Below are 23821 nucleotides of genomic sequence, written 5' to 3'. Positions count from 1 at the left end.
TTATATACAACATTTAAAATGTTGAAAGTCCATATAACGCCGGTTAAGCGCCAATACATTGAATATTGGTTTAAATGAAAGTCCATTCACAAATTTACTTTACCAGTTCACAGCAGCCACTGGTTCTCTGTAAAAAATAAGTCTGCTACTCTTCTTTCAAAATCAATTATTTTTGATGTTGGAATTCATGTTATATCAAAAGTCTGAATATTGCAAGCATAAAATAAATTCTTTTATGCCCAGTTACGATATCTGATTGCTTCGGCCGTCTTTCTGATGCCGATGACGTAGGCTGCGAGACGCATATCCACCTGTCTCGTTTCATGGAAATCATAAATTTCGTCGAAAGATTTATTCATCTTCTCTTCGAGCAATTCCTGGATTTCGTCCTCTTCCCAGTAATATCCCGTCTTGTTCTGTACCCATTCGAAATAAGATACAGTCACACCGCCTGCTGATGCAAGCACATCAGGTACAAGCAATTTGCCTTTTTCAGTAAGCATCTCAGTCGCTTTTTCAGTCGTCGGACCGTTTGCCGCCTCAACGATGATATCCGCCTGGATTCTGTCTGCATTCTCTTCAGTGATCTGGTTTGCGATTGCTGCAGGAACCAATATATCACAATCGATTTCAAGCAGTTCCGGGTTCGTCATCACCTGGGCGCCCAATTTTTCAGCCATGTCGACTTTATCTTTATTGTCGATGATATAGTTGATATCCAGACCACTTTCATCATATAACGCGTGGGTCGACCTTGAGATGCCGATGATTTTCGCGCCTTCTTCATGAAGTATTTTAGAGATGAAGCTGCCGGCGTTACCAAAGCCCTGAACAGCGACTCTCGCATCTTCCATCTTGATATTTCTTTTCTCAAGTGCTTTTTTAATCACCATCACAGCGCCCATCGCCGTTGCTGTCGATCTTCCTTTTGAACCACCCAGTGCAAGTGGTTTACCTGTGATGAACTCAAGAGGGTTATCACTATGTTTCATACTGTACTCATCCAGCATCCAGGACATGACCTGTGCGTTCGTATATACATCCGGTGCCGGGATATCTTTAAGCGGTCCGACGAACTGTGATATCGCCCTGATATAGCCTCTTGAAACACCCTCCAGTTCTCTCTCGCTCATCTCTTTCGGATTACAGATGACGCCGCCTTTACCGCCGCCGTACGGCAGATTGACGATGCCCGCTTTCAATGTCATCCACATCGACAGTGCGATCACTTCATCACGATCGACATCCGGGTGGAATCTGATACCGCCTTTTGTCGGGCCTGCAGCATCACTGTGCTGGGCGCGGTATCCTGTAAATACTTTTACGGAACCGTCGTCCATACGGACCGGTATGCGGACAGTCAGTACTCTTGACGGTTCTTTTATCAGGTCATACATCCCCTCATCATACCCCAGCATGTCCAATGCTTTATGTAGTACTTTCTGAGTGGATTGTATCAAATTAGATGTTTCTGCCATTCCTTTATCCCCCTTGGGTTTTCGTGAATAATCATACATATTAAAATATAATCTTACTATAGCTTTTGACTATTTTCAATGTTTTACATGAAATGTACACAAAATATTCTAATAATTTTCAACGAAAAAAAGCCGGGATATGTTGATATCCAGGCTTCCTTAAATTATAATACTATGCCCAGCCTCTGTACCTTGCAGCTTCTGCAGTACGCTTCAGGCCGATGATATATGCTGCCAGACGCATATCGATCTGGCGTTTTTCATGCATATCATAAATTTCATTGAACGCTTTTTTCAATTTCGTCTCCAGCTTTTCATTCACTTCATCTTCATCCCAGTAATAACCCTGGTTGTTCTGTACCCACTCGAAGTATGACACAGTCACACCGCCTGCCGATGCAAGCACGTCAGGTACAAGCAGTTTGCCTGCTTCATGAAGGATTGTTGTTGCGTCAGATGTCGTCGGGCCGTTTGCCGCTTCACAAACGATATCCGCTTTGATTCTGCCGGCATTTTCACCGGTAATCTGGTTTTCGATTGCCGCAGGTATCAATACATCACAGTCGACTTCAAGAACTTCTTTGTTGGTGATGACATCATCGAACAGGTTCGTTACCATGCCGAAACTGTCACGACGGTCGAGCAGATAGTCGATATCGAGCCCTTCCGGATCGTGCAGTCCGCCGTTGGCATCTGAAATGCCCACGATTTTAGCACCGTAGTCATAAAGGATTTTCGACAGGAAGCTTCCCGCATTACCGAAGCCCTGGATGACGATTCTCACATCTTTGAATGTCTTGCCGCGCTTTTCGAGGGCATAGCCGAGACACAGTACAACACCCATTGCTGTGGCGCGGTCACGTCCCTGGGAACCGCCGAGAACAATCGGTTTACCTGTGATGAATCCCGGTGAGTTGAATGCGTCAAGCATGCTGTACTCATCCATCATCCATGCCATGATCTGTGAGTTCGTAAATACGTCCGGTGCCGGAATATCCTTTGCCGGCCCCACAAACTGTGAAATCGCACGGACATATCCCCGTGACAGACGCTCGACTTCTTCAATGCTCATCTCGCGGGGATCACATATGATCCCGCCTTTACCGCCGCCGTACGGCAGGTCGACGATACCCGCTTTCAATGTCATCCACATCGATAATGCGACGACTTCCTCTTCGGTCACGTCCGGGTGGAATCTGACACCGCCCTTTGTCGGTCCCACTGCGTCGTTATGCTGTGCACGGAAACCCGTGAACACCTGTACCGAGCCATCATCCATACGGACCGGAATACGTACTCTGAGTACTCTCATTGGTTCTTTAATTAATTCATACATGCCTTCATCAAAGCCTAATTTGTCTAATGCTTCATTAATAATGGCTTGTGTAGAAGTAACTAGGTTTGTATTCTCTGACATTATATATTCGCCTCTTTTTTGAAACTGTTTTCATTAATATTATATCACAATAATCACTGCTGACACTGCTGAAAAATTTATTTACCGAAAACTGCTCTGACTTTATCCAATGCGAGATCAAGATCTTTCTTTTCAATAATGAGCGGTGGTGCAAAACGGATGACCGTATCGTGCGTTTCTTTACATAAGATGCCCTCTTCTTTTAATGCTTCACAGAATGGACGTGCGGATTCATTCAGTTCAAGACCGATGAACAGACCGCGTCCGCGCACTTCTTTGATTCTCTTGTCATCTATCTTTTGAAGTTCAGATTTGAAATATTCACCAAGTTCACGTGATTTGTCAATCAGGTTCTCATCAATCATGACATCCAGCGCCGCTTCTGATACAGCACATGCCAACGGGTTCCCGCCGAATGTCGAGCCGTGGGAGCCTGCGTTGAAGACGCTCAGGATTTCACTGTCTGCAAGCACGCATGAAATTGGGAATACGCCGCCGCCGAGTGCTTTACCCAGAATGTACATATCCGGCGTCACTTCGTCCCAGTCCGACGCAAATAATTTACCTGAACGGCCGAGCCCTGACTGGATTTCATCAGCGATGAACAATACATTGTGCTCGTCACATACTTCTCTGACCTGCTTTAAGAAACCTTCCGGCGGAATGTTGATGCCCGCCTCACCCTGGATCGGTTCAAGGATGACAGCAGCAGTGTTTTCTGTAACCGCTTCTTTGATCTGTTCGATATCACCGAAATCAACAAGTTTGAACCCCTCGACAAGTGGACCGTAGCCGCGTCTGTTATCAGGTTCTGACGACATGGATACAGGAACCAGTGTACGTCCGTGGAAATTCTGCTTCATCGCGATGATTTCAGCTTTGTTGTCTTCGACACCTTTGACATCATATGCCCAGCGGCGTGCTGCTTTAACTGCTGTCTCTACAGCTTCCGCCCCTGTGTTCATCGGCAGAGCCATCTCTTTATCCGCAAGTTTACAGACCTTCTCATACCAGGGACCGAGTTTATCTGAATGGAAAGCTCTTGAAGTCAACGTCACTCTGTCCGCCTGATCTTTAAGCGCCTGAATGATTTTAGGGTGTCTGTGGCCCTGGTTCACTGCAGAGTATGCACTCAGCATATCCATATATTTGTTGCCTTCAGGATCTTTCACCCAAATGCCTTCCGCTTCCGATACTACGATTGGCAGCGGATTGTAGTTTGGTGCACCGTAATGGTTAGTCTGTTCAATAATTTCTGTTGATTTTGTCATATTTTTCATCCCTTCATTTAAAACAGCAGATCTTTATCTGCGGTTCATAGATAATCATTTGAATCTTTCTGAATTCCACGGTCATGACCGGCAGACTGTCACGAATAAAACCTGATCATACCGAAAACACATTCAGACGTTTACGGCATCCATCCAGAAAATCCGTAAACCGTCGCTGTAAGCAAGTTACCGACTATGTATACCCTCTAAATTATTGATAAACTCTCTACTCCTTATAATGACAATTTTAAGGATGTTTTTCAAGCATTAATATTCATGTGACTGCGCTGTAATTAATTTTCCCGGCGTTTATTTTGAAACCGTATACACTTAATTGGATGAATATAATACAGAGTTCATTACGCAATTTGAAAACAGGGGGTGAATGCATATATGACGGAATATATATTCAATGCCGGAAATTAAAAAAATCTACAGCAAAAACTGTAGATTTTAATCTTTATAAGTGCATTCACTTATCGTACATCCGCATCTTAGCTTCCTGGATCCACTGCGGCATCTTTTGTCTGAGCGTCTCAAAGCCATATTCCTCTGATTCCTGGATCTGTTCTATTATGGAACGCTTGTCTTTCTTCTTCTCTTCGTTCTTGAAATATTCGTTCTCCTTCAACGTCAGATTCAATTTGCCTGAAGGCCCGATACTGATTATTTTTGCTTTCACAGTCTGGCCTTTCGTCAAATATTGACTGACGTCGTGAACATAGTCATTCATCACTTCAGAAATATGAATGAGACCTTCTTGATTATCAGGGGTTCTGACAAAAGCACCGTATGGTTGGATACCAGTAACTTTAACTTTTACAAACTGGTTTTTGCGGTATTTTTTTGTCACATAATTACCCCACTTACGTTAGCTATATACAATTGTCATTTTACCACACACAATATATATTATCTAATGTTAATAAATTAACTTTAGTGTGAAACTATGAGTTCAAGGGTTTGGAAGGTTTCGGGTCATCAGTTATTGAACGTATTTATCCGGAAGAATGATTTTTCATATCAAAAACGCTTTCAACAAAATAAAATTCAGCAACATTTAAAACTCCAAAAATTTCATTAAAAAACACCCTGGACAGTCAGGGTGTAAAATCAGCTTTTATATTTTTCTATTATATGGTGAGCCTTATCAACCATAGGATAAATATCTTCAACCGGAATTTCAATCAGAACTTAAAAACTTCCAGGCTTCAATCTATCTGTACAACTCTATATTACCTTCTGGTCCCATTATTTTCTTCTTGTTCGAGCTTTCTCATGACTTCTTCCTCGAAGTGCTTCATCTTTTGTTCCTGGTTTCTTGAATATTTTTTTATATAACGAAAAACAAAGTATGCTACCAGGAAACAAATAATCATAGCTATCGCTGCTGGAATATATTCCGTTGGATCATCTGGGAAATATAAAAATTCCATCATATTCAATCACTCACCTTTTCCAAGTCATTATATCAAACCCATAATACAAATAAACATCAGATTAATGACTATTTTGTGAGAAATTTTTAAAGGCTTCGCGGGGGTGCGCAGGGGGCGCATTCCTGACAATCACCCCATAGGTATGAGATAGTATATAAATGTCTGACGGGCCATCCAGGCATCATGGATGAGCCGTACAGTGTCCAACAAACCGTCCCGCCTTACGGAGTCATCACTTCACAAACCTCATCAAAAAACGGCCTGCCCATCGGGGTGGCCGTTTATCTTATCGAATCGCCAATATTGCAGCGGTCGTTTATTCTGAAACTTCGATTGTCTGGATTTTAACTTCTTCTTCAGGACGATCCTGTGCGCCTGTTTTGACTTCAGCGATTTTTTCAACGATGTCCAGTCCTTCGATGACATGGCCGAATACTGTGTGACGCTGATCTAACCAAGGTGTACCGCCCTGCTCTTTGTATGCTTCGATGATTTCTGCCGGGTAGCCTGCGCCTTCAAGCTGTGAAACCATTTGTGATGGTACTTCTTTCAGCTGGACAATAAAGAACTGGCTGCCGTTGGTGCCTGGTCCTGCGTTTGCCATGGACAGTGCACCGTAAAGGTTGAATGCCTCTGTTGAGAATTCATCTTCAAAAGTGCCGCCCCAGATGCTTTCGCCGCCCATGCCGGTACCTGTCGGGTCGCCGCCCTGGATCATGAAGTCTTTGATTACTCTGTGGAAGATCTGTCCGTCATAATAGCCGTTCTTCGCATGTGTAGTGAAGTTCTCCACTGTTTTTGGTGCAATATCTTTGAATAATTTAACCGTCACGTCACCGTGATTGGTTTTTATTGTTGCCTGTACTTCGTTCTCACTTAATGTTTTTGTTAACTGTGGGTAAGTCATAATAGCCTCCTGATTTCAAAAATTTCAAATTCACACTTTAAATTTAAAAACTTATAAATGTCAAAATGTTAATCTCTTCATACATACTACTATAAAAAGTTCACATATTTCAAACTCTATACATTTATTTCGATGTATCAATAATGTATAATAATTTTATAATGCGAAAATTACGAAGGAGGAGAGCCAGTGACTCTAATTCACTTCGCCATACTGTTACCTATAATTGCCGCAGTATTTATCGGCGTATTATACAGGTACTATAAAAATGTGCATCTCGGTTGGTTTGTGCTTCCGGTTCCGGTACTCATTGTCGTTTATTTATTCACTTTAATTCCAACCGTCAGCAGCAACCAGGTGATCTATGAATCACTACAGTTTATGCCGAGAATCGGTATGAACTTTGATGTCTACATAGATGGTCTGAGTCTCTTGTTCGCGATTTTGATATCGGGAATCGGTGCTCTGGTCGTGCTATACTCCATCGGCTATCTGTCGCACCAGGAGAAACTCGGCAATTTCTATGTCTACCTGTTAATCTTTATGACAGCAATGCTGGGTGTCGTCCTGAATGATAATGTTTTGATGCTTTATCTTTTCTGGGAACTTACATCTATATCTAGCTTTCTTCTCATCGCCTTCTGGTTCACCAGGGAACGTTCGATATACGGCGCTCAAAAATCAATGCTGATTACGATGTTCGGCGGATTTCTGATGCTGGGCGGTTTCCTTTCCCTCAGCCTGATTACAGATACATTCAGTATAAGGGAAATGATGACACAGCTGCCGGCTGTCCAGGAAAGCCCTTTGACAGTGTTCGCTTTGATTCTCATACTTTTTGGAGCCTTCACAAAATCAGCCCAGTTTCCATTCTATGTCTGGCTGCCGGATGCCATGGAGGCACCGACACCGGTCAGTGCATACCTGCACTCGGCGACAATGGTTAAAGCTGGTCTGTACCTCGTCGCAAGATTTACTCCATTATTCGCCTTTTCAGAATTATGGGTCTGGAGTATTTTACTTGTCGGCCTCATCACGCTCGTATGGGCGGCGTTCAATGCCGTCAAACAGGATGACCTGAAAGCGGTGCTCGCTTTCTCCACCGTTTCACAACTCGGACTCATCATGTCACTTCTCGGCATTGGCGCTTTAGGTGTACACAGCGGTGCATCTGAACAGATCTTTACAATAGCCGTAGTCGCAGCAGTGTTCCATCTGATCAACCATGCCACCTTCAAAGGTGCGCTGTTCATGATCATCGGCATCGTCGACCATGAAACAGGCACAAGAAGCCTGAAAAAGCTCGGCGGTCTCGCTGCCATCATGCCTGTATCGTTCACATTGACCCTCATCACATCGCTTTCCATGGCGGGCATACCGCCTTTCAACGGTTTCTTGTCCAAAGAGCTGTTTTTAGAAGCGATGTTTGAAATCAGTGAAGCGAACTTCAGTGTTCTCGCCGATGTAAGTGTACTGTTCCCGATACTTGCGATTGTGGGCAGTATATTCACATTGGTATATTCAATTATTCTGATTAGAGGGATCTTCCTCGGCAAAGTACAGCCTAAGACGCCGAAAGAACCTAAGGAAGCTCCGGCACTGATGCTGATCTCGCCGATTGTCCTGGCGGTTCTCGTCGTTGTTTTCGGCCTGTTCCCGAATATTCTGTCAGGTACGATCATCGATCCGGCAGCAATGGGCATACTGGGAACGGCTGAACCACTGAATACACAGATTTCCCACTGGCACGGCTGGGATTCCCCGGCCCTGTGGGCTACAATAGCCATCATCGTCATCGGTACTCTGATGTATTTATTCAGAAATACATGGATGCCTGTGTACAGGCTGGGCAGCCAGACATTTACAATCAATCATTTATACGATCAGGGCCTGATATACTCCAGCCTCGGTGCTCTGAAGATCACGGATGGTTATATGAGCGGTTACATCCGTTCCTACCTGGTCTACACTTTCAGCGGCTTCATCGTACTTGCAGTCATCACGATGCTGAATACTGACATCACTTTCAACTGGGACACTGTTTCACCAGTTGCAATTCCTGAAGTGGCGATCATGCTGATCATCCTCGCCGCACTTATCGTCATCATGATTACGTCATCAAGAATGGTGGCAATCATCATGTTCAGTGTCATCGGGTTCTCACTGTCACTGCTCTTTGTATTTTTCCGTGCAGTCGACCTGGCGTTGACACAACTTTCAGTTGAAGCCATAATTACGTCGCTGTTCCTGCTCGCGTTCTTCCACCTGCCAAAAAGTGCGCGTCACGAAGAACGGAGAAGGTTCAGACTCAATAATATGATCATTTCTGTACTGGTCGGTGCCATAGCCATCATTTTCGGCATCGCCGCATATTCAAACAGACTGTTTGATTCAATCAGCCAGTACTATATCGACAATGTATACGACCTCGCTTCAGGCGGCAACATGGTAAACGTCATACTTGTCGATTTCCGCGGAATGGATACTTTATTTGAAACACTCGTCTTCGGACTTGCCGGTCTTGGAGTATTCATCCTGCTGAGACTCAGAGTGAACAGGAAAGGAGAGAATGAATTTGAAGAGCACGCTTAAAAAACTCGGTTATGCCAAAGTCCATAAGCAGATGAATGATGTATTCCTGAAATACACTGCCAAAGTCGTATTTCTGATCATCATTACATTTTCCATCAATCTATTCTTCTCCGGACACTACACTCCGGGCGGCGGTTTCGTCGGCGGTCTTCTTGCGGCGGCTGCGATCATACTTCTGCTGCTTGCATATGATCTGAAAACGATCAATAAGATGATTCCTGTCGATCATAAAAAAATGATTGCGCTCGGACTTGCAATTTCAATTCTTGTCCCGCTTTTGCTGATGGTTTTCGGCCAGCCGTTCTTTACACATCAGGCTCTGTATCTGACCCTGCCGATCTTCGGCGAAGTGCCGATTCACTCAGCAGTATTTTTTGATGTCGGTGTCTACATCACAGTAGCCGGTACAACACTGCTGATCATCAGTCTACTTGCAACGGAACAGGCGATGTCAAACAGTGAAGGGGCGGACAAAAACTGATGGAAATTCTCGTAATTATTCTTGCAGGCATTCTCATCGGTGCCTCCGTCTACCTTATGCTGTCGAAAAGCCTTTTACGCATCATCATCGGTACAGGTGTACTCAGCCACGGCATTCTGCTCATGCTTCTTACAATGGGCGGGCTGAAACGCGGCGGCATCCCCGTGCTGGATGACAGTGTTCAATCCTATGCAGATCCATTGCCCCAGGCGATGCTTCTTACTGTCATCGTCATCACTTTTGCACTGACTGCCTATATGCTGGTCATTGCAATCCGTGTATATAAAGAACTGGGCACAGACAATGTCGAACAAATGAAAGGAGTGCCTAGAGATGATGACTGATATTATACCTCTGCTGCCGATACTGATTCCGATCATTTCCGGAATCATCATGCTCTTTACAGGCAGGAACAACGTCTATCTGCAAAGAGTCATCGCATCCGTATCGGGACTTGTTCTGGTCATCGTGTCGATCATCACCATTATCTATGTAGCAGATAATGGGATGATCGTGACACATATGGGGAACTGGGAAGCACCATACGGCATCAGCATGGTCATAGACATGCTGGCTGCACTTTTGCTCTTTGGAACCGCAATTGTCACTTTCACCGTAGTTGTCTACTCATTCCAATCCATCGGTGTCGCAAGAGAGCGCTACTTTTACTATCCGATGATCATGTTCATGATTACCGGAGTCAACGGCGCTTTCATCACGGGTGATATATTCAACATGTTCGTATTCTTCGAAGTATTCCTGCTTGCATCCTACGTGCTGATTACGATCGGCGGAACGAAGATTCAGCTGCAGGAAGGCTTCAAGTATTATCTTGTCAACGTCATATCTTCAAACTTCTTTGTACTTGCAGTTGCATACCTTTATGTGTCTGTCGGTTCACTGAATATGGGGGATATACACAACAAACTGGCCGCATTCGAAGGTGACACAGCCATATTGACCGTCATCGCAGTTGTGATGCTGTTCGTCTTTGCAACTAAAGCGGGGCTGTTTCCATTTTACTTCTGGCTGCCGGGCTCATATTTTGCACCGCCGATACCGATCATGGCATTCTTCGGTGCACTGCTGACCAAAGTCGGCGTGTACGCGATTGCCAGAACCTATTCATTATTTTTTACAGACAACATCGGATTTACACACCAGATGCTCCTGTTCATTGCAATCCTGACAATCGTCATGGGGTCGATCGGTGCCCTTGCATACACCGATATGAAGAAAATCATCATATACAATATTCTGATTGCAATCGGAGTCATCACTGCAGGATTCGCAATGATGGACGAAGCTGGAACAATCGGAGCCACATATTACCTGATACATGACATCATAATAAAAGCCGGACTGTTCTTCCTGATCGGTTTCATCATATACAGAACGGGCGAAAGCGATATTACCCGCCTCGGCGGATTGATCAAAATCCACCCCGTCGTCGGCTGGACATTTTTCATAGCCGCACTGGGCATCGCGGGTGTACCGCCATTCTCAGGATTTTACGGAAAACTGTTCATCACAGAATCACTCATCGACAACGATCACCTGATTGCAGCGGTCATCGTACTGCTCTCAAGCCTCGTTGTACTGTACTCGGTCATGCGCATATTCATCTCGGTATTCTGGGGCGAAAGCATGGACTTTTCAAAATTAAAACCGATCAGCTATGATAAGCTGCTCTTCTCATCATTCATCATGATAGCGATTGTTGTGATATTCGGTTTCGGTGCAGATATTGTATATCCACTCTTTGAAAGTGCAGCGCAGTCACTGCATGATCCTGCATCTTACTCTAGTTACCTGTTGGAGGTGGAATAAATGGCATTACAGATTCTGATTAATATTACCCTTGCTTTCATATGGGTATTGATTGTTTCCGACCTCTCCCTCGGCAGTTTATTGTGGGGATATATTATAGGAATCATTCCAATCTATATCATCAGAAGATTTCTGCCCGGCCGATTTTATCTGATCAGAGTATACTATGTGATAAAACTCATCCTGGTATTTACGAAAGAACTGATAAAAGCAAACTATGAGCTGACGAGAATTGTCCTGAGTCCTAAAATAGACATCCACCCCGGGTTCTTTGCCTATCCATGCGAGCTTGAAGAAGAATGGGAAGTCGCACTGATCTCAGCTCTGATTTCACTGACACCCGGAACACTGATTGTTGCCATTTCAGATGACTATTCAACAATCTACATTCATGGTATAAATGCACTTGATGTGGATAAAGAGATTGCGACGATTAAAAACAGCTTTGAAAAGCTGATTGTAGAGGTGAGCAAGCCATGACCACATTTTTAAGTGTAGTCGTCATCATCAGCAGTATCGTATTTGCACTGTCACTCATCGGTCTTGCGTACCGCATCATCGTCGGCCCTACGCTGCATGACAAAATAGTCGCTCTGGATGCATTCGGTATCATGCTGATGGGCATGATCGCATTGACCGCGATTACACTCGGGTCGATCTACTTCATCCCGATCATCCTGCTCATTGGTACACTCGCATTTCTGTCAACGATCGCCTTTTCGAAATACTTAGAAAGGAATGTGATTATAGATGATGATAGAGATAATGATGAATAGCTTGATTGCTTTTTGCCTGATTGGCGGAACGGTTATGAGCGCCCTTGCGGTCATCGGCATTTTAAGGCTGCCGGATATGTACTCCAGACTGCACGCATCGACCAAGAGTACGACGCTGGGTGTCATTATGATCATGACAGGCGCATTCCTCTACTTCTGGTATGTAGAAGGACTGATTGAAACCAACTTGCTGCTCGGTGCCCTGTTCATACTGCTTACAGCACCGGCATCGAGCCACCTGCTGTCAAGAAGTGCATTCCACGCAGATGTGAAACCCTATCAGTTAACTGTACTGAACGACCTGAAAAGAGATGAAACCAATCCGGATGCAGCAAATGATCCGGACAGGGACCTGGGGGAATAGTATCATTCATACAATAAAAAGCTCACTGGCAGAAATGATAACAAAATCATTTCTGCCAGTGAGCTTTTTCTAATCGTAATCGTAACTTTGACCAAATTCCTTCAGCCGTTTCTTCTCCCTCTCTATATCCATCGCATCTCCGAGCTCGTCCACATCGCTGTTCTCACACATCGGCACATGCGTCCGGTATGCCGAGCGGTTGATTGCAAGGCCGGCAAGCGGCGCTGTCAAAAAGATGAATATGATCGTCAGAAGCAATTTGAAATTGAAGTTGCCCTGGTCTATGAGAAAGAACAGGACGGCGCCGGTCATGATGGACATCACACCAAGCGTCGAACTTTTACCTGCAGCATGCATTCTAGAGTAAACATCACGCAGTCTCAGTATGCCGATCGCACTCAGAAAGACCAATATCGATCCCGTCAGTACGAACAGACTGACTATTATCTCAGTTATTGTCAATGATATCACCCTTTTCCAGGAACTTGCACATCGTTATCGTACCGACAAATCCTATGATTGCGACAACTAATGCGATATCCGCGTATATGACTGTCTCATGCAGCATCATCACCATACCGATGATTGCAACCAGCATCATGCCGAGTGTGTCCAGCGCCATGATCCTGTCGTTGGTCGTCGGCCCGATCACTGCACGGACCAGTGCAAGAAGCAGTGATACCGAAGTGATGACCAATGAAATATTTAATATGATATCGAACATTATCTCGTCACCTCCATAATAGCCTTCTCAAACGATCCTTTAATATCTGCTACCATTTCATCCCTGTCATCAACGTCCAGTGCATGGACAAATATTGTTTTACCGTCTGCCGAAAAATCCATTGAAACTGTTCCCGGCGTCAATGTGATCAATGCTGCAAGTGTTGCAATCTCAATTTCCGTTTCCAGATTCGTGTCGACTGCGATAATACCCGGTTGATTATCAAGATGCGGTTTAACGACCACTTTTATAACGTCTATATTCGCTTTTATCAGTTCGCTCAAAAACAGCATCATCAGTTTTATAAAAGCAATGACTCTTCTGAAATAAAAATCGAACTCGAAAAATCTTCTGAGCAGGAACAATATGAGCACACCCAGTATGAAGCCGAAAAGGAATGTACTCATCAAGTAACTGTCCTGCAGAAACATCCAGACGACTGCGATCAATAAATTGATCATAAATTGAACTACCATATTATCTACTCCTTAAGTACCGCATCTATATAGTTCGACGGCTCCAAAATCTGTTCTGCAATATGAAGCGAGTATGAAAAAATAGGTTCTGCTGCGAAACCCAGTACGACTGAAAATGCAACCAGCGGTGCAATAGGAATCAATAATTTCGTCACAGATGTATTATACTGCTTTTCGGTAAGTTTATTTTCACCCCAGAACACATAGCCGAATATTTTCATCATTGAAAACAGAGTCAAAAGACCGACCAGCAGTGCAACTGCCGCAATGACCCACTGTCCTTCCTGGAAACCGGATAAGATGATCGGAAACTTACTGAAAAATCCGGACAGCGGCGGGATACCCGCAAGAGAAATCGCTGCGATGAAAAATGACCATGTGAGAACCGGATGTGATTTTATGAGTCCGCCCATCGCTTTTATATCCGTGGTGCCGGTAATTTTCTCGGTGGCACCCGCCAGCAGGAACAATGCCGTTTTGACGAACATATGGTGGACGATATAGAATATCGCCCCTGCAACCGCCAGCGGTGTGAATATCCCGAGACCCATCACCATGTACCCGACCTGGGAGATGATGTGGTAGGATAATATCCGTTTAAAGTCAAACTGTGATACTGCACCGAGTACGCCTAAGAACATCGTCAATCCTGCGGCGACTGTAATAAGACCTTTATGAGTAAAGAGCGGCTCGTGGTAGAAAATCAGCGTAAACGTCCGTATGATCGCATAAATTCCGACCTTTGTAAGTAAACCACCGAATAATGCTGCAATTGCGGCAGGCGGTCCATAATACGATCTCGGCAGCCAGAAGTATAAAGGGAATAAAGCACCCTTCGAGCCGAAGACGATAAAGAACATGACCGCAATGACGGTCAGTATACCGGGCTGATCAAGCTCTGCCACACGCTCCGACAAGTGCGCCATGTTGACCGTACCCGTAACGGAATACAGCCATGCCACTGCCATGACGAACAACGCCGAAGCAAAGACGTTCAAAATGACATATTTGAACGACTCCCTCAGCTGATACTTCGAGCCGCCGTTAACGATCAGTACGTAGGAAGATAACAGCATGACCTCAAAGAATACGAACAGGTTGAATATATCACCTGTCAAGAATGCACCGTTCACCCCGACCAGCAGGAAGAAGTAGAACGGATAGAAATAAAATTTCTCACGCTTTTTCGAAATGGTGCCAAAAGCGAAGAACAGACTCGAGGCTGCGAGTATACTGGTAATCAGAATCATCAGGGCAGATAAGTTATCCAACACCAGGATGATACCGTATGGTGCAGCCCAATCGCCGGCTTCAAGGACTATCGTACCCTGAAACGCAAGAATTGCCAGATAGATTGCAACACCGACCAATGCAAGCACACTGACCGCACTGATGATTCTCTGTATTTTGGAGCTTTTCGCAAAAAATATGAGTACTGCGCCTGCGATAAATGGTAATAATATGGGTAGAATGATTAAATTACTCATCTTTAGCTCCTCTCAACTGTTGTAGATCCAATGTGCCATGGTCCTGATAAATTCTGTATGCCAGCACAAACATGAATGCCGTCACTGCAAAGTTGATGACGATCGCCGTCAGAATCATCGCCTGCGGCAAAGGGTCTGTGAAATTTTCCACTTCAAGGGAAATGACCGGCGGCGCGCCGGTCTGAAGGCCGGCCATGGTGAGCAGCAGCAGATGGACGCTGTGGGACAGCATTAATGTCCCGAACAGCACTCTGATGATGTTGTTGGAGAACATCAGATATACTGCAGTTCCGAATATTATGCCGATGACTATAGACATCACTATCTCCATTAAGAATCATCCTCCACTACTGTTAATATTAATGTCATCGCCGTACCCACGACAACGAGATATACACCGAGGTCGAAAATCAGCGCTGTCGTCAGTTCGACTTCTCCGAATATCGGAAGCTGGAAGTAATCAAAATACTGTTTTAAATACTGATCTCCGGCAAGCATTGAAATGACCCCTGTAAGTCCGCCGAGAAGAAGCCCGGCTGCCATGAAATAAGTGTAATTGAACGGCAGTGCCGCCTTGATTGTTTTAAGCCCGAACACCAGATATAACACCAGTATCGCAATCGCGGTCATCAGACCTCCGATGAATCCGCCGCCAGGTTCATTGTGTCCCGAAAAGAAAATATAAAATGAAAAGGTGACGACGACAATAACAATCAATCTGATAAATACACGGAACATCATATCATTCGGTTTATTCATCATACGTCATCACTCTCCCCCAACCTTAATTTAATCATTGAAATGACACCGAAAGCCGCAATTGCCAGCACAAGTATTTCAAGCAAAGTATCCAGTCCACGGAAGTCGACCAGAATAACGTTGACCACGTTATACCCGCCGGCTAACGTTTTCGAGTTTTCAAGATAGTACTCGGCAATTGTCGAGAATGGTACAAGCTGACCGAACGTGAATACACTGATGGAAACAAGCGTTACCATCAGACCGGCTCCAGCTGCAATGACAACATTGACCACCTTTGTCAGCGGTTTGATATCTTCTTTCGTCAAGTTCGGCAGATGATAGAATACCGCCATGAACATGATGACCGACACCGTCTCAACCATCAACTGTGTCAGCGCAAGGTCAGGAGCTCTGAATACTGTAAATATGAATGCCACTAAAAATCCTGCAAAGCCTGCCAGTATAATCCCCGTCATCCGGCTTTTGACCGAAGGCAGCAGGATGACCGATATGATCAGTACCGCAAGGATCAAATACATGAACGGTTGAATGCGACTTGTATTATCCATGCTGAATTGGAACACATCAAACCTGAACATCGCATAGAACATGAGCAGAACGATAAACCCGACCATATAAGCCAAATAGTCACGGAGCAGTCCCGTCATCTGAATGCGTGTAATCCACTGTGATCCTTTGATCAGCCCGTCATAACCGTAATCGTATATTGTGGTGAAAACATCCTGTTCTTTCTGATATATGCCCAGTTTCGACCATTTGTCCATCGTCATATATATGATGATCCCGATGATCACCACACCGATTGTCATCATCAACTCGAGATTGATTCCGTGCCAGTGGTAGATGTCGACCGCGAAATTCGTTCCTTCACTGAGTATCCCCGGCAGAATGGACATCATGGCCGGCTCTATTATTGAATATGCCAGTATATTCGGGAAAATACTGATTGCCAGTACTGCAATGACGAGTACTATCGGACTGATCAGCATACCGATCGGTGCTTCATGAACTTTCTTTACAGGCAGTAGATCAGGCTTGAATTTCCCTCTGAATGTCCTGAAGAAAATAATCGCACTGTAAACGAATGTAAAGATACTCGCAATCCAGGCAATGACTGGCAGGAGAAATCCGATCGTATCGCCGTTCCACATATCATACTGTACGACATTTGTAATTCCTGTAAAGAATAATTCCTTGCTCAGGAAACCGTTGAATGGCGGAAGTCCTGCCATGGCTGCAAGCCCGATGACTGAAATTGTCGCCGTTATCGGCATGATCGTCATCAGTCCCCCCAGTTTTCTTATATCCCTCGTACCTGTTTCATGGTCGATGATTCCTGCTACCATGAACAGGCTTCCTTTGAATGTTGCATGGTTTATGAGGTGGAAGACAGCGGCAAGTATTGCCGTGGTATATAGTGCATTGTCACCATCCATATAGTAAAACGCAGCTGACCCCGCGCCGAGCAGACTCATGATCATGCCCAGCTGGCTGATCGTGGAGAAAGCGAGTATCGCTTTCAAATCTTTTTGACGGAGTGCGGACACCCCGCCCCACAGCATCGTGAAAATACCGAATGATGTGATGATCCAGAACCATTCCGCTCCGCCGCCGAATACCGGCGTCATTCTTGCCACCAGATAGATCCCCGCCTTGACCATTGTTGCAGAGTGGAGGTACGCACTCACCGGTGTTGGCGCTTCCATCGCATCCGGAAGCCAGATATGGAAAGGGAACTGTGCAGACTTTGTGAAAGCACCGACCAGCACTAAGATCATTGCCGGTAAAAACAGCTCATGGTTCAAAATCACATCAGATGCGGCAATCATTTCCCTTATGCTGAATGTTTCAGCCATCACGTAAAGAAGAGAAAAACCCCCGAGCATCGTCAAGCCGCCGAATACAGTGACATACATCGATTTCTGTGCACCGTATACAGAAGCATCTTTCGTGTACCAATAGCTGATCAGCAGAGCTGAAGAAATACTTGTGACTTCCCAGAATACATAAAGGACGATGATATTGTCCGAGAGCACGACTCCGAGCATCGCACCCATAAATAGTAATATGTACACGTAAAAGTGATTGAGCCTTTCTTTCTTATCTGCCAGGTAGTAGATCGAGTACAGGATGATCAGTGTTCCGATTCCCGTAATCAATAATGCAAACAGCAGACTCAGTCCGTCTACGTATAAATCAAAGTTGATGCCGAGTGAAGGCACCCATTCAAACCTCTCCATCACTGTCCCGCCACCGGCAGTCGTCGATAAATATGACAAGAAATAGATGAACAGTACGAGTGGTACAAACATTACGAACCAGCCCGTATGAACCTTCCTTAAATATTTAAATAGAAAAGGCACCAGTATTGCAAACAGAAAAGGTGTCAATACCGCAATATGTAATAAAGTCATGTCCGATCCCCCAATATTTCCGATAAATAATAAACTTTTCAGATTTTCTATAATAAGCATTCCAAAATAAAAAGGAGTGCTTGTCAAAAAGGGCATAGCTATGCCTTGGTGACAGACTCCTCCTAAAATCCTTTTATTCAATTGGATCAATTGTGAATTTTCAGTCAAAAGCGCATACATTCGACTATAAATTTCCTATAGAAGTAATCATAACAAAAATAAAGCGCTTTTGTACACTGAAATATAACTTATCGGTGTAATATGTCACTATTGATGTCGAATACCAAGTTAAGAAAACTTATGGTAGTTATCTTTTTTTCTTGACGGCCATGGTACATCTTGAAACGCACGTCAAATTTTCATATTCATCAGTAATATCTATTTCCCACACTTGTGTACTTTTACCCTTATGACGCATGGTTGCCGTTGCATAGATCATGCCGTCCGTGACCGTACGGAGATGATTGGCATTGATTTCCATGCCAAAAGTTATCTCATCTTCCGCAATCAGTCTCGATGCTCCGACAGAAGCGGCAGTTTCAGCAAGAACCACGTTCGCACCGCCGTGGATGAATCCTTTAGTCTGATGCACTTTAGGTGTGACCGGCATGGACATTACCATACGCCCTTCAGATTCACTGACCACTTTGATATCGAGAAATTCCAAAAAGTTCGACGGTTCTTTCTGTGTCATATCAAATCACCCTCCACTGCTTTAATCACTGATCTGATCAGAACACCGGTTGCACCTTTCGGGCCGTATGCGTCTCTTTTTGACTGTGTGCCTGTGCCTGCGATATCAAAGTGTGCCCATGGGCTGCCATTGACAAACTGACGGATGAAACCTGCAGCAAATGAGGCCCGGCCCGGTTTTTCAACATGATTCGTCAAATCAGCCACTTTTGAAGATTTTACTGAATTATTTTCGATGTCTCCAAGAGGCAGTCTCCATAACTCATCTCCCACTTCCTGCGACAGATCGAAAATCGGTGACACGAGGTCCTGCTCTTTATTTGTAAATACGCCTGTCCGTTCACTGCCTATTGCTGCGATTACTGCACCTGTCAACGTCGCAAAGTCCAAAATAATGCGCGGTGAGTACTGTGATGCGTGGAATACTGCGTCTCCAAGAACCAGCCTGCCTTCGGCATCAGTGTTTTTCACTTCTACAGTCTGTCCGCTGAGTGAAGTGAATACATCATCCGGTTTCATTGCATTGCCGCTGATCATGTTTTCTGCGAGTACGACTGTCGCAACGACATGGACCGGTAGCTCCATTTCAACGATACCTTTGATCATACCGATGACATTGGCTGCTCCGCTCAAGTCATACTTCATTCCCGGCATGCCTGTCTTGCTCTTGATCGAGTAGCCGCCGGAGTCGTATGTAATGCCTTTGCCGACCAGTGCGACCGGTTTGATGTCATGCGCCGCAGGATGACGGTATTCCACTGTTACAAGACGGGGTTTATTTTCAGACGCTTTACCGACGGCTGTAATCAGGCCATATCCTTCGTCACTCAGATCGAACTCGTCTTTGATCTGTATGCTGACGTGGTTCCGCCCTTTAAAAGTGGATGAAATTCTGTCCGCAAATATTTCCGGTGTCATGTAGTTCGGCGGCGTTTCCGAAATATCTCTCGCATAGTTCACACTGCGTCCGATGACCATCCCTTTTGAGACATGTTCCTCCACAGATTCTTTCGAAGTGACTGTCAGATCGAAGTCCCGAAGGAACGGTCCTTTATCGCGGTGCTTTTTACCGGTATATTCATAGACGCTGACATGAGACATATAGCCTATCGATTCAGCTGTCTTTTTGACGTCGCCTGGGAATGTTTCAAATAATAACTGTGCACTCGTCTCATCATTACCTTTTAAATGCTGGAACAGCCTGCCGAAAACTTTATGCAGTTTATGGCTGGTCATGTCCGCATCTCTGCCGAGACCGATTGCGATAATTTTCCTCACTTCAGTCTGAATCGTCACACCTGTAGATGTGATTTCTCCATACTTGGTCGATAATACACGCTGATTGACCAATTCTTCCAGCACACCATTCAATAATGAATCCACATCATCAAAATTTGTCAGGTCATGCACATTGTCCGGCAGTCCGATGATGATCGGCTCCTGCGATAATTCATATCTCTCTAAATACTTAATATTCATTGTGTCCTCCCCTAAAACATTTTATATCCGGCGTTTCTTAAAAATCTGATGGTGAATCCTGCTAAAATGACGCCTATAAAACCGCTCCCCAGCATAAGTATGTTCGGCACATCCAGGCCGGCAATGCCATCGTATGCCGCCTCGAACGATTGCAGAGGGTTTGTCAGGTAACTGAAAGTGGATATCCCGTCCATCAGCAGAACGATGATGAATGGATAGACCACCACCATGAGCCATGTTGTTTTTAAAATCATATTCAATATGAAGCTGATACCGTAGAATAAGACGAAAAATAAAACCATAGAGATGATCAGTTGGATAATGATTGCCACGTTTTTAACCTCCAAAAAAATAGGCATGGGCAAGAAAGCGCCCATGCCTGTTCATTACTTTTTATAAAAATTTACCTTTGGAATAAGCGAGGAACGGGCCGCCGATCTTGAAGACCGCTCTCGTATCGATGACACGTTTTAAGAATGCTGCCCTTGCGCCTTTGACTTCACGGCCGAATACAACACCGATACCTTCATCAGCACCTAAAGAGCACACTGTACCTTTATCATCAAAAGTGAATGTTTCCAGTCTGTCGCCATTCAGTTTGTTCTTGATGTTCTTGGCAGTCAGATCACCCAGCTGCATTGCAATCTGTGCTGTCGTCGGATGCGGTCTGGCATTTTCGCCTTCACCATTCATCACTGCTGCAACGTCACCGATTACAAATATATTATTATAACCTTCGATCGTCAGGTCGGCATTTGTCACGATACGACCGCGCTTGACACCTTCGAACGATTCTTCCATCAGTCTGTTGCCGCGTACACCTGCAGTCCAGATCACACTGCTTGCTTCCAGCTGAGTCTCCTCGTCATCAACCTTAACGACGAAACCTTTGTCATTCGCTGCAACAATCGGTGTGCCTATTTTGAATTCAACGCCTTTACTTTCAAGGAAATCGACCGCATATTGAGTCAGTTCATCACTGAACATCGGAAGCATTGACGGCGCCGCTTCAACACACGTGATTTTAACATCGTTATAATCAATGTTATGCTGTTTTGCAAGTTCAGGAATGCTTTCAATCAGTTCACCTAAAAATTCAACACCTGTAAATCCGGCGCCGCCGACAAGGATCGCAAGGTCGCGCGGATCGTTTGAAGTTTTGTAGTTGATGAAGTTTCTTTCGATTTCCTGACGTGCTGCGACAGCCGTCTGTGGACTTGTAATCGTTTCGGCATACTTATCCATACCTTCGATGCCGAATGATTCACTTTCAAACCCTAGTGCAACGACAAGGATATCGTATTCAAATTCACCCTGATTTGTTTCCACACGCTGCTCGTCACGGTGGATGGCGGTCACTTCTGCCGGTACAAATCTTACTTTTTGAGTATTGATCACTTTAGTAATCGGGTATGTAGCCTCTTCCCAGTGGATCGTTCCTGCTGCGACCTGGTGTAGCCAGGTAGATTCATAATGATACTCATTCTTGTTGATCAGAGTAATATCCGCATCCTGGAAACCCAGTGATTTCTGCAGTTTGGTCACAGTTGTCAACCCAGCGTAACCAGCTCCGAGTACTAGAATTTTCTTTCTCTCAAAACTCATAATAAATTTCACCTTTTCCTCATAAATTATATTAAATATATCTACATCATAAATAAGACCGCTAATATTAATATCATTATCAATATTAGCGATTTACTTCACATATTTCAAGAGTTTTTGATAATTATTTAACAATCTCCCGGAGCTCCTGCATTTGTTTTCGTCCTGAATGACGCGCCGCATCCGCATGATAATGATGCGTTTGGATTATCAATCGTAAAACCGCCGCCCATGAGCGACTGTTTAAAATCGATTACCGTACCGTCGACGACCGGTGAATCATACTTGTCCACCAAAACTTTCACACCGTAAAATTCATATTCTTCATCATTTTCACTTTTTTCTATCTCAGCTGCCATGCCGTAAGTCAGACCTGTACAACCGCCGCCCTGGACTTTGAATCTTAAAAATCCTTCCGGCATATCGTTCTGTTCAAGCATATCCTTCACTTCGTAAGCTGCACTTTCTGTGAGTTCAATATGAGTCATATCATCATCCTCCATTACCTATATTATATAAGAAGTTTTTTTACAGCTCAATCTTTATGTCTATATTAAAAAATCGTATTGATCTTCCATGTTCTCTTGTTTTTCTATCTGTTTATATATTTTGATCAGCAGATCGGGAGCAGACTGTGCACCGACGAGCTGGCCATTGACGATGGCAAATGTCGCTTTGCTGCAGATGCCGCAATTGTTGGTACACTCATAATCTAACACATCCACGTCTCCATCTTCATCTAATTGCCTGTACACTTCATCAGAGCCCTTCTGCATATTCGCGCTGCAGAACTCCACAAGGTTCATCGGGTACATATCCGTCCCTCCTCCGTTCAAAAATAAAAAAACCGTTGGAACCCGGAGTCCCAACGATCGGTTTAGAATACTTGTTCAACTTCAACGAACCCCGGCACTTCTTCGAGCATTGCTCTTTCAATACCTGCTTTAAGTGTAATTGTTGAACTCGGGCATGTACCACATGCTCCCAGCAGACGCAGTTTGACAATACCGTCTTCCACATCCACCAATTCGCAGTCCCCGCCATCTCTGAGCAGGAACGGACGTAACTTCTCTATGACTACTTCGACCTGTTCTTGCATCGTATCTTGAGTTGTTGCCATCGGTTGATTCCTCCAATCTTAATGATACAGATTCTATATATGTATTATAATAGATATGGACGAAAAAATCCATCATCTTAAAGGAGGATGTTGCTGTGAAATATGTAGTGAATGTGTACGGCCGGAAAGTCCCGTCTGCCGGCGATCCGGTTATGCCTGACTATAGGGCAGTCTGTAAACAGCTTCAGCATACCTTTCAAAACAAATTTCCGGAAGATGATTTTTATTGTAACCATATAGATATGGATACCGTTGATAATTTAACAGACCATGATGAAAATCTTATAGAACAGATTGACAATGATGATCTGTCGTCTCCCCTGATTACCATCAACGATGAAATTGTCAGCCATGGTGATATAAAAGTGGAGTATATCTTAAGGTGGCTGGAAAAGAAACGATGATGATTCAGAAGGCAGAACTAAGATGAAGGGATATTAATGATATTCCGGTTTTTTGAAGAGTAAATACTGCATTTTATAAAAATTTTTATTATTTTATATATT

The 23821-nt window shown here is 44.4% G+C and carries 28 protein-coding genes and 1 other annotated feature (1 of these 29 only partly in view); of the genes, 8 read left to right on the top strand and 20 right to left on the bottom strand.

The genetic code is table 11. The annotated features are described in order from the left end of the window. Window positions 1–165, bottom strand: a binding site (T-box leader) (it extends 55 nt beyond the left edge of the window). Between the two features lie 68 nt (window positions 166–233). The 6 genes from ACY8DT_RS09640 to ACY8DT_RS09615 form a co-directional block, all read right to left on the bottom strand. Beyond that, complete coding sequence (locus ACY8DT_RS09640) at window positions 234–1478, bottom strand: Glu/Leu/Phe/Val family dehydrogenase (protein ID WP_462420093.1); 1245 nt, start codon at window positions 1476–1478, stop codon at window positions 234–236. 172 nt (window positions 1479–1650) lie between these two features. Continuing rightward, window positions 1651–2895: a Glu/Leu/Phe/Val family dehydrogenase gene (locus tag ACY8DT_RS09635; protein WP_462420092.1), complete on the bottom strand. Its 1245-nt coding sequence runs from the start codon at window positions 2893–2895 to the stop codon at window positions 1651–1653. 77 nt (window positions 2896–2972) lie between these two features. Next, window positions 2973–4166, bottom strand: a complete 1194-nt coding sequence (locus ACY8DT_RS09630) for an ornithine--oxo-acid transaminase (RefSeq protein ID WP_462420091.1) — start codon at window positions 4164–4166, stop codon at window positions 2973–2975. Between the two features lie 472 nt (window positions 4167–4638). Beyond that, window positions 4639–5019, bottom strand: a complete 381-nt coding sequence (gene ygs, locus ACY8DT_RS09625) for a S1 domain-containing post-transcriptional regulator Ygs (protein WP_462420090.1) — start codon at window positions 5017–5019, stop codon at window positions 4639–4641. Between the two features lie 382 nt (window positions 5020–5401). After that, a complete protein-coding gene (locus tag ACY8DT_RS09620; protein WP_462420089.1) occupies window positions 5402–5605 on the bottom strand; it encodes a hypothetical protein in 204 nt (67 codons plus the stop codon). 316 nt (window positions 5606–5921) lie between these two features. Beyond that, the gene (locus ACY8DT_RS09615; protein ID WP_462422255.1) at window positions 5922–6515 is read right to left on the bottom strand and encodes a peptidylprolyl isomerase; all 594 of its coding nucleotides are present in this window, start codon (window positions 6513–6515) and stop codon (window positions 5922–5924) included. A 186-nt stretch (window positions 6516–6701) separates the two neighbouring features. Between ACY8DT_RS09615 and ACY8DT_RS09610 the strand changes: the two genes are divergently transcribed. Genes ACY8DT_RS09610 through mnhG (ACY8DT_RS09580) form a run of 7 tightly spaced genes read left to right on the top strand, consistent with a single transcriptional unit; the run spans window position 6702 to window position 12555 of the window. Further along, the gene (locus tag ACY8DT_RS09610; protein WP_462420088.1) at window positions 6702–9104 is read left to right on the top strand and encodes a Na+/H+ antiporter subunit A; all 2403 of its coding nucleotides are present in this window, start codon (window positions 6702–6704) and stop codon (window positions 9102–9104) included. After that, window positions 9082–9585 (top strand): Na(+)/H(+) antiporter subunit B, encoded by a 504-nt coding sequence (locus ACY8DT_RS09605; protein WP_462420087.1) that lies wholly within the window; start codon window positions 9082–9084, stop codon window positions 9583–9585. The genes ACY8DT_RS09610 and ACY8DT_RS09605 overlap by 23 nt, the downstream gene beginning before the upstream one ends. After that, window positions 9585–9929 carry a Na(+)/H(+) antiporter subunit C gene (locus ACY8DT_RS09600; protein ID WP_462420086.1) on the top strand — a complete coding sequence of 115 codons (345 nt, stop codon included), beginning with the start codon at window positions 9585–9587 and terminating at the stop codon, window positions 9927–9929. The genes ACY8DT_RS09605 and ACY8DT_RS09600 overlap by 1 nt, the downstream gene beginning before the upstream one ends. Beyond that, complete coding sequence (locus tag ACY8DT_RS09595) at window positions 9919–11415, top strand: Na+/H+ antiporter subunit D (protein WP_462420085.1); 1497 nt, start codon at window positions 9919–9921, stop codon at window positions 11413–11415. The genes ACY8DT_RS09600 and ACY8DT_RS09595 overlap by 11 nt, the downstream gene beginning before the upstream one ends. Next, complete coding sequence (locus ACY8DT_RS09590; protein WP_462420084.1) at window positions 11416–11895, top strand: Na+/H+ antiporter subunit E; 480 nt, start codon at window positions 11416–11418, stop codon at window positions 11893–11895. Next, window positions 11892–12191 carry a Na(+)/H(+) antiporter subunit F1 gene (locus tag ACY8DT_RS09585; RefSeq protein WP_462420083.1) on the top strand — a complete coding sequence of 100 codons (300 nt, stop codon included), beginning with the start codon at window positions 11892–11894 and terminating at the stop codon, window positions 12189–12191. The genes ACY8DT_RS09590 and ACY8DT_RS09585 overlap by 4 nt, the downstream gene beginning before the upstream one ends. Continuing rightward, window positions 12166–12555 carry a monovalent cation/H(+) antiporter subunit G gene (mnhG, locus tag ACY8DT_RS09580; protein WP_462420082.1) on the top strand — a complete coding sequence of 130 codons (390 nt, stop codon included), beginning with the start codon at window positions 12166–12168 and terminating at the stop codon, window positions 12553–12555. The genes ACY8DT_RS09585 and mnhG (ACY8DT_RS09580) overlap by 26 nt, the downstream gene beginning before the upstream one ends. A gap of 69 nt (window positions 12556–12624) precedes the next feature. On the opposite strand, the gene mnhG (ACY8DT_RS09575) is transcribed toward mnhG (ACY8DT_RS09580), so the two are convergent. From mnhG (ACY8DT_RS09575) to ACY8DT_RS09510, 14 genes are all read right to left on the bottom strand, one after another. Continuing rightward, entirely contained in the window at window positions 12625–13017 is a 393-nt protein-coding gene (gene mnhG, locus ACY8DT_RS09575) for a monovalent cation/H(+) antiporter subunit G (protein WP_462420081.1), read from the bottom strand. Further along, a complete protein-coding gene (locus tag ACY8DT_RS09570) occupies window positions 13004–13279 on the bottom strand; it encodes a Na(+)/H(+) antiporter subunit F1 (protein WP_462420080.1) in 276 nt (91 codons plus the stop codon). Before ACY8DT_RS09570 ends, mnhG (ACY8DT_RS09575) begins: the two co-directional genes overlap by 14 nt. Next, complete coding sequence (locus tag ACY8DT_RS09565; RefSeq protein WP_462420079.1) at window positions 13279–13755, bottom strand: Na+/H+ antiporter subunit E; 477 nt, start codon at window positions 13753–13755, stop codon at window positions 13279–13281. The genes ACY8DT_RS09570 and ACY8DT_RS09565 overlap by 1 nt, the downstream gene beginning before the upstream one ends. A gap of 5 nt (window positions 13756–13760) precedes the next feature. Further along, window positions 13761–15242 (bottom strand): Na+/H+ antiporter subunit D, encoded by a 1482-nt coding sequence (locus ACY8DT_RS09560; protein WP_462420078.1) that lies wholly within the window; start codon window positions 15240–15242, stop codon window positions 13761–13763. After that, entirely contained in the window at window positions 15235–15573 is a 339-nt protein-coding gene (locus ACY8DT_RS09555) for a Na(+)/H(+) antiporter subunit C (protein ID WP_462420077.1), read from the bottom strand. The genes ACY8DT_RS09560 and ACY8DT_RS09555 overlap by 8 nt, the downstream gene beginning before the upstream one ends. Then, on the bottom strand, window positions 15573–16004 hold the full coding sequence (locus ACY8DT_RS09550; RefSeq protein ID WP_462420076.1) for a Na(+)/H(+) antiporter subunit B: 432 nt from the start codon (window positions 16002–16004) through the stop codon (window positions 15573–15575). Before ACY8DT_RS09550 ends, ACY8DT_RS09555 begins: the two co-directional genes overlap by 1 nt. Continuing rightward, complete coding sequence (locus ACY8DT_RS09545; protein WP_462420075.1) at window positions 16001–18418, bottom strand: Na+/H+ antiporter subunit A; 2418 nt, start codon at window positions 18416–18418, stop codon at window positions 16001–16003. Before ACY8DT_RS09545 ends, ACY8DT_RS09550 begins: the two co-directional genes overlap by 4 nt. Before the next feature lie 307 nt (window positions 18419–18725). After that, complete coding sequence (locus tag ACY8DT_RS09540; RefSeq protein WP_462420074.1) at window positions 18726–19112, bottom strand: PaaI family thioesterase; 387 nt, start codon at window positions 19110–19112, stop codon at window positions 18726–18728. Next, window positions 19109–20590, bottom strand: coding sequence for a leucyl aminopeptidase family protein (locus tag ACY8DT_RS09535; protein ID WP_462420073.1), 1482 nt, complete (start codon window positions 20588–20590; stop codon window positions 19109–19111). Before ACY8DT_RS09535 ends, ACY8DT_RS09540 begins: the two co-directional genes overlap by 4 nt. Before the next feature lie 11 nt (window positions 20591–20601). Then, a complete protein-coding gene (locus ACY8DT_RS09530) occupies window positions 20602–20922 on the bottom strand; it encodes a YuiB family protein (protein WP_462420072.1) in 321 nt (106 codons plus the stop codon). 61 nt (window positions 20923–20983) lie between these two features. Further along, complete coding sequence (locus tag ACY8DT_RS09525; RefSeq protein ID WP_462420071.1) at window positions 20984–22195, bottom strand: NAD(P)/FAD-dependent oxidoreductase; 1212 nt, start codon at window positions 22193–22195, stop codon at window positions 20984–20986. 128 nt (window positions 22196–22323) lie between these two features. Then, window positions 22324–22683, bottom strand: a complete 360-nt coding sequence (locus tag ACY8DT_RS09520) for a HesB/IscA family protein (RefSeq protein WP_462420070.1) — start codon at window positions 22681–22683, stop codon at window positions 22324–22326. Window positions 22684–22743: 60 nt separating this feature from the next. Continuing rightward, entirely contained in the window at window positions 22744–23010 is a 267-nt protein-coding gene (locus ACY8DT_RS09515) for a YuzB family protein (protein WP_462420069.1), read from the bottom strand. A gap of 62 nt (window positions 23011–23072) precedes the next feature. After that, window positions 23073–23315 carry a NifU family protein gene (locus ACY8DT_RS09510; protein ID WP_462420068.1) on the bottom strand — a complete coding sequence of 81 codons (243 nt, stop codon included), beginning with the start codon at window positions 23313–23315 and terminating at the stop codon, window positions 23073–23075. A 95-nt stretch (window positions 23316–23410) separates the two neighbouring features. On the opposite strand from ACY8DT_RS09510, the gene ACY8DT_RS09505 reads away from it, so the two are divergent. Beyond that, the gene (locus ACY8DT_RS09505) at window positions 23411–23719 is read left to right on the top strand and encodes a DUF1462 family protein (protein ID WP_462420067.1); all 309 of its coding nucleotides are present in this window, start codon (window positions 23411–23413) and stop codon (window positions 23717–23719) included. Window positions 23720–23821: the final 102 nt, after the last annotated feature.

The sequence above is a fragment of the Salinicoccus sp. Marseille-QA3875 genome, assembly GCF_054950095.1.
This window is presented reverse-complemented; position numbering and strand designations above follow the sequence as displayed.

Excerpts from the sequence above, each read along its gene's own strand:
- ACY8DT_RS09565 (WP_462420079.1), bottom strand. The coding sequence starts at position 13,755 with ATGGTAGTTCAATTTATGATCAATTTATTGATCGCAGTCGTCTGGATG.
- ACY8DT_RS09590 (WP_462420084.1), top strand. The coding sequence starts at position 11,416 with ATGGCATTACAGATTCTGATTAATATTACCCTTGCTTTCATATGGGTA.
- mnhG (WP_462420082.1), top strand. The coding sequence starts at position 12,166 with ATGATGATAGAGATAATGATGAATAGCTTGATTGCTTTTTGCCTGATT.
- ACY8DT_RS09550 (WP_462420076.1), bottom strand. The coding sequence starts at position 16,004 with ATGATGAATAAACCGAATGATATGATGTTCCGTGTATTTATCAGATTG.
- ACY8DT_RS09535 (WP_462420073.1), bottom strand. The coding sequence starts at position 20,590 with ATGAATATTAAGTATTTAGAGAGATATGAATTATCGCAGGAGCCGATC.
- ACY8DT_RS09555 (WP_462420077.1), bottom strand. The coding sequence starts at position 15,573 with ATGGAGATAGTGATGTCTATAGTCATCGGCATAATATTCGGAACTGCA.
- ACY8DT_RS09620 (WP_462420089.1), bottom strand. The coding sequence starts at position 5,605 with ATGATGGAATTTTTATATTTCCCAGATGATCCAACGGAATATATTCCA.
- ACY8DT_RS09510 (WP_462420068.1), bottom strand. The coding sequence starts at position 23,315 with ATGGCAACAACTCAAGATACGATGCAAGAACAGGTCGAAGTAGTCATA.
- ACY8DT_RS09560 (WP_462420078.1), bottom strand. The coding sequence starts at position 15,242 with ATGAGTAATTTAATCATTCTACCCATATTATTACCATTTATCGCAGGC.
- ACY8DT_RS09595 (WP_462420085.1), top strand. The coding sequence starts at position 9,919 with ATGATGACTGATATTATACCTCTGCTGCCGATACTGATTCCGATCATT.
- ACY8DT_RS09640 (WP_462420093.1), bottom strand. The coding sequence starts at position 1,478 with ATGGCAGAAACATCTAATTTGATACAATCCACTCAGAAAGTACTACAT.
- ACY8DT_RS09520 (WP_462420070.1), bottom strand. The coding sequence starts at position 22,683 with ATGACTCATATTGAACTCACAGAAAGTGCAGCTTACGAAGTGAAGGAT.
- ACY8DT_RS09585 (WP_462420083.1), top strand. The coding sequence starts at position 11,892 with ATGACCACATTTTTAAGTGTAGTCGTCATCATCAGCAGTATCGTATTT.
- ACY8DT_RS09540 (WP_462420074.1), bottom strand. The coding sequence starts at position 19,112 with ATGACACAGAAAGAACCGTCGAACTTTTTGGAATTTCTCGATATCAAA.
- ACY8DT_RS09600 (WP_462420086.1), top strand. The coding sequence starts at position 9,585 with ATGGAAATTCTCGTAATTATTCTTGCAGGCATTCTCATCGGTGCCTCC.
- ACY8DT_RS09605 (WP_462420087.1), top strand. The coding sequence starts at position 9,082 with ATGAATTTGAAGAGCACGCTTAAAAAACTCGGTTATGCCAAAGTCCAT.
- ACY8DT_RS09525 (WP_462420071.1), bottom strand. The coding sequence starts at position 22,195 with ATGAGTTTTGAGAGAAAGAAAATTCTAGTACTCGGAGCTGGTTACGCT.
- ACY8DT_RS09570 (WP_462420080.1), bottom strand. The coding sequence starts at position 13,279 with ATGTTCGATATCATATTAAATATTTCATTGGTCATCACTTCGGTATCA.
- ACY8DT_RS09635 (WP_462420092.1), bottom strand. The coding sequence starts at position 2,895 with ATGTCAGAGAATACAAACCTAGTTACTTCTACACAAGCCATTATTAAT.
- ACY8DT_RS09545 (WP_462420075.1), bottom strand. The coding sequence starts at position 18,418 with ATGACTTTATTACATATTGCGGTATTGACACCTTTTCTGTTTGCAATA.
- ACY8DT_RS09515 (WP_462420069.1), bottom strand. The coding sequence starts at position 23,010 with ATGTACCCGATGAACCTTGTGGAGTTCTGCAGCGCGAATATGCAGAAG.
- ACY8DT_RS09630 (WP_462420091.1), bottom strand. The coding sequence starts at position 4,166 with ATGACAAAATCAACAGAAATTATTGAACAGACTAACCATTACGGTGCA.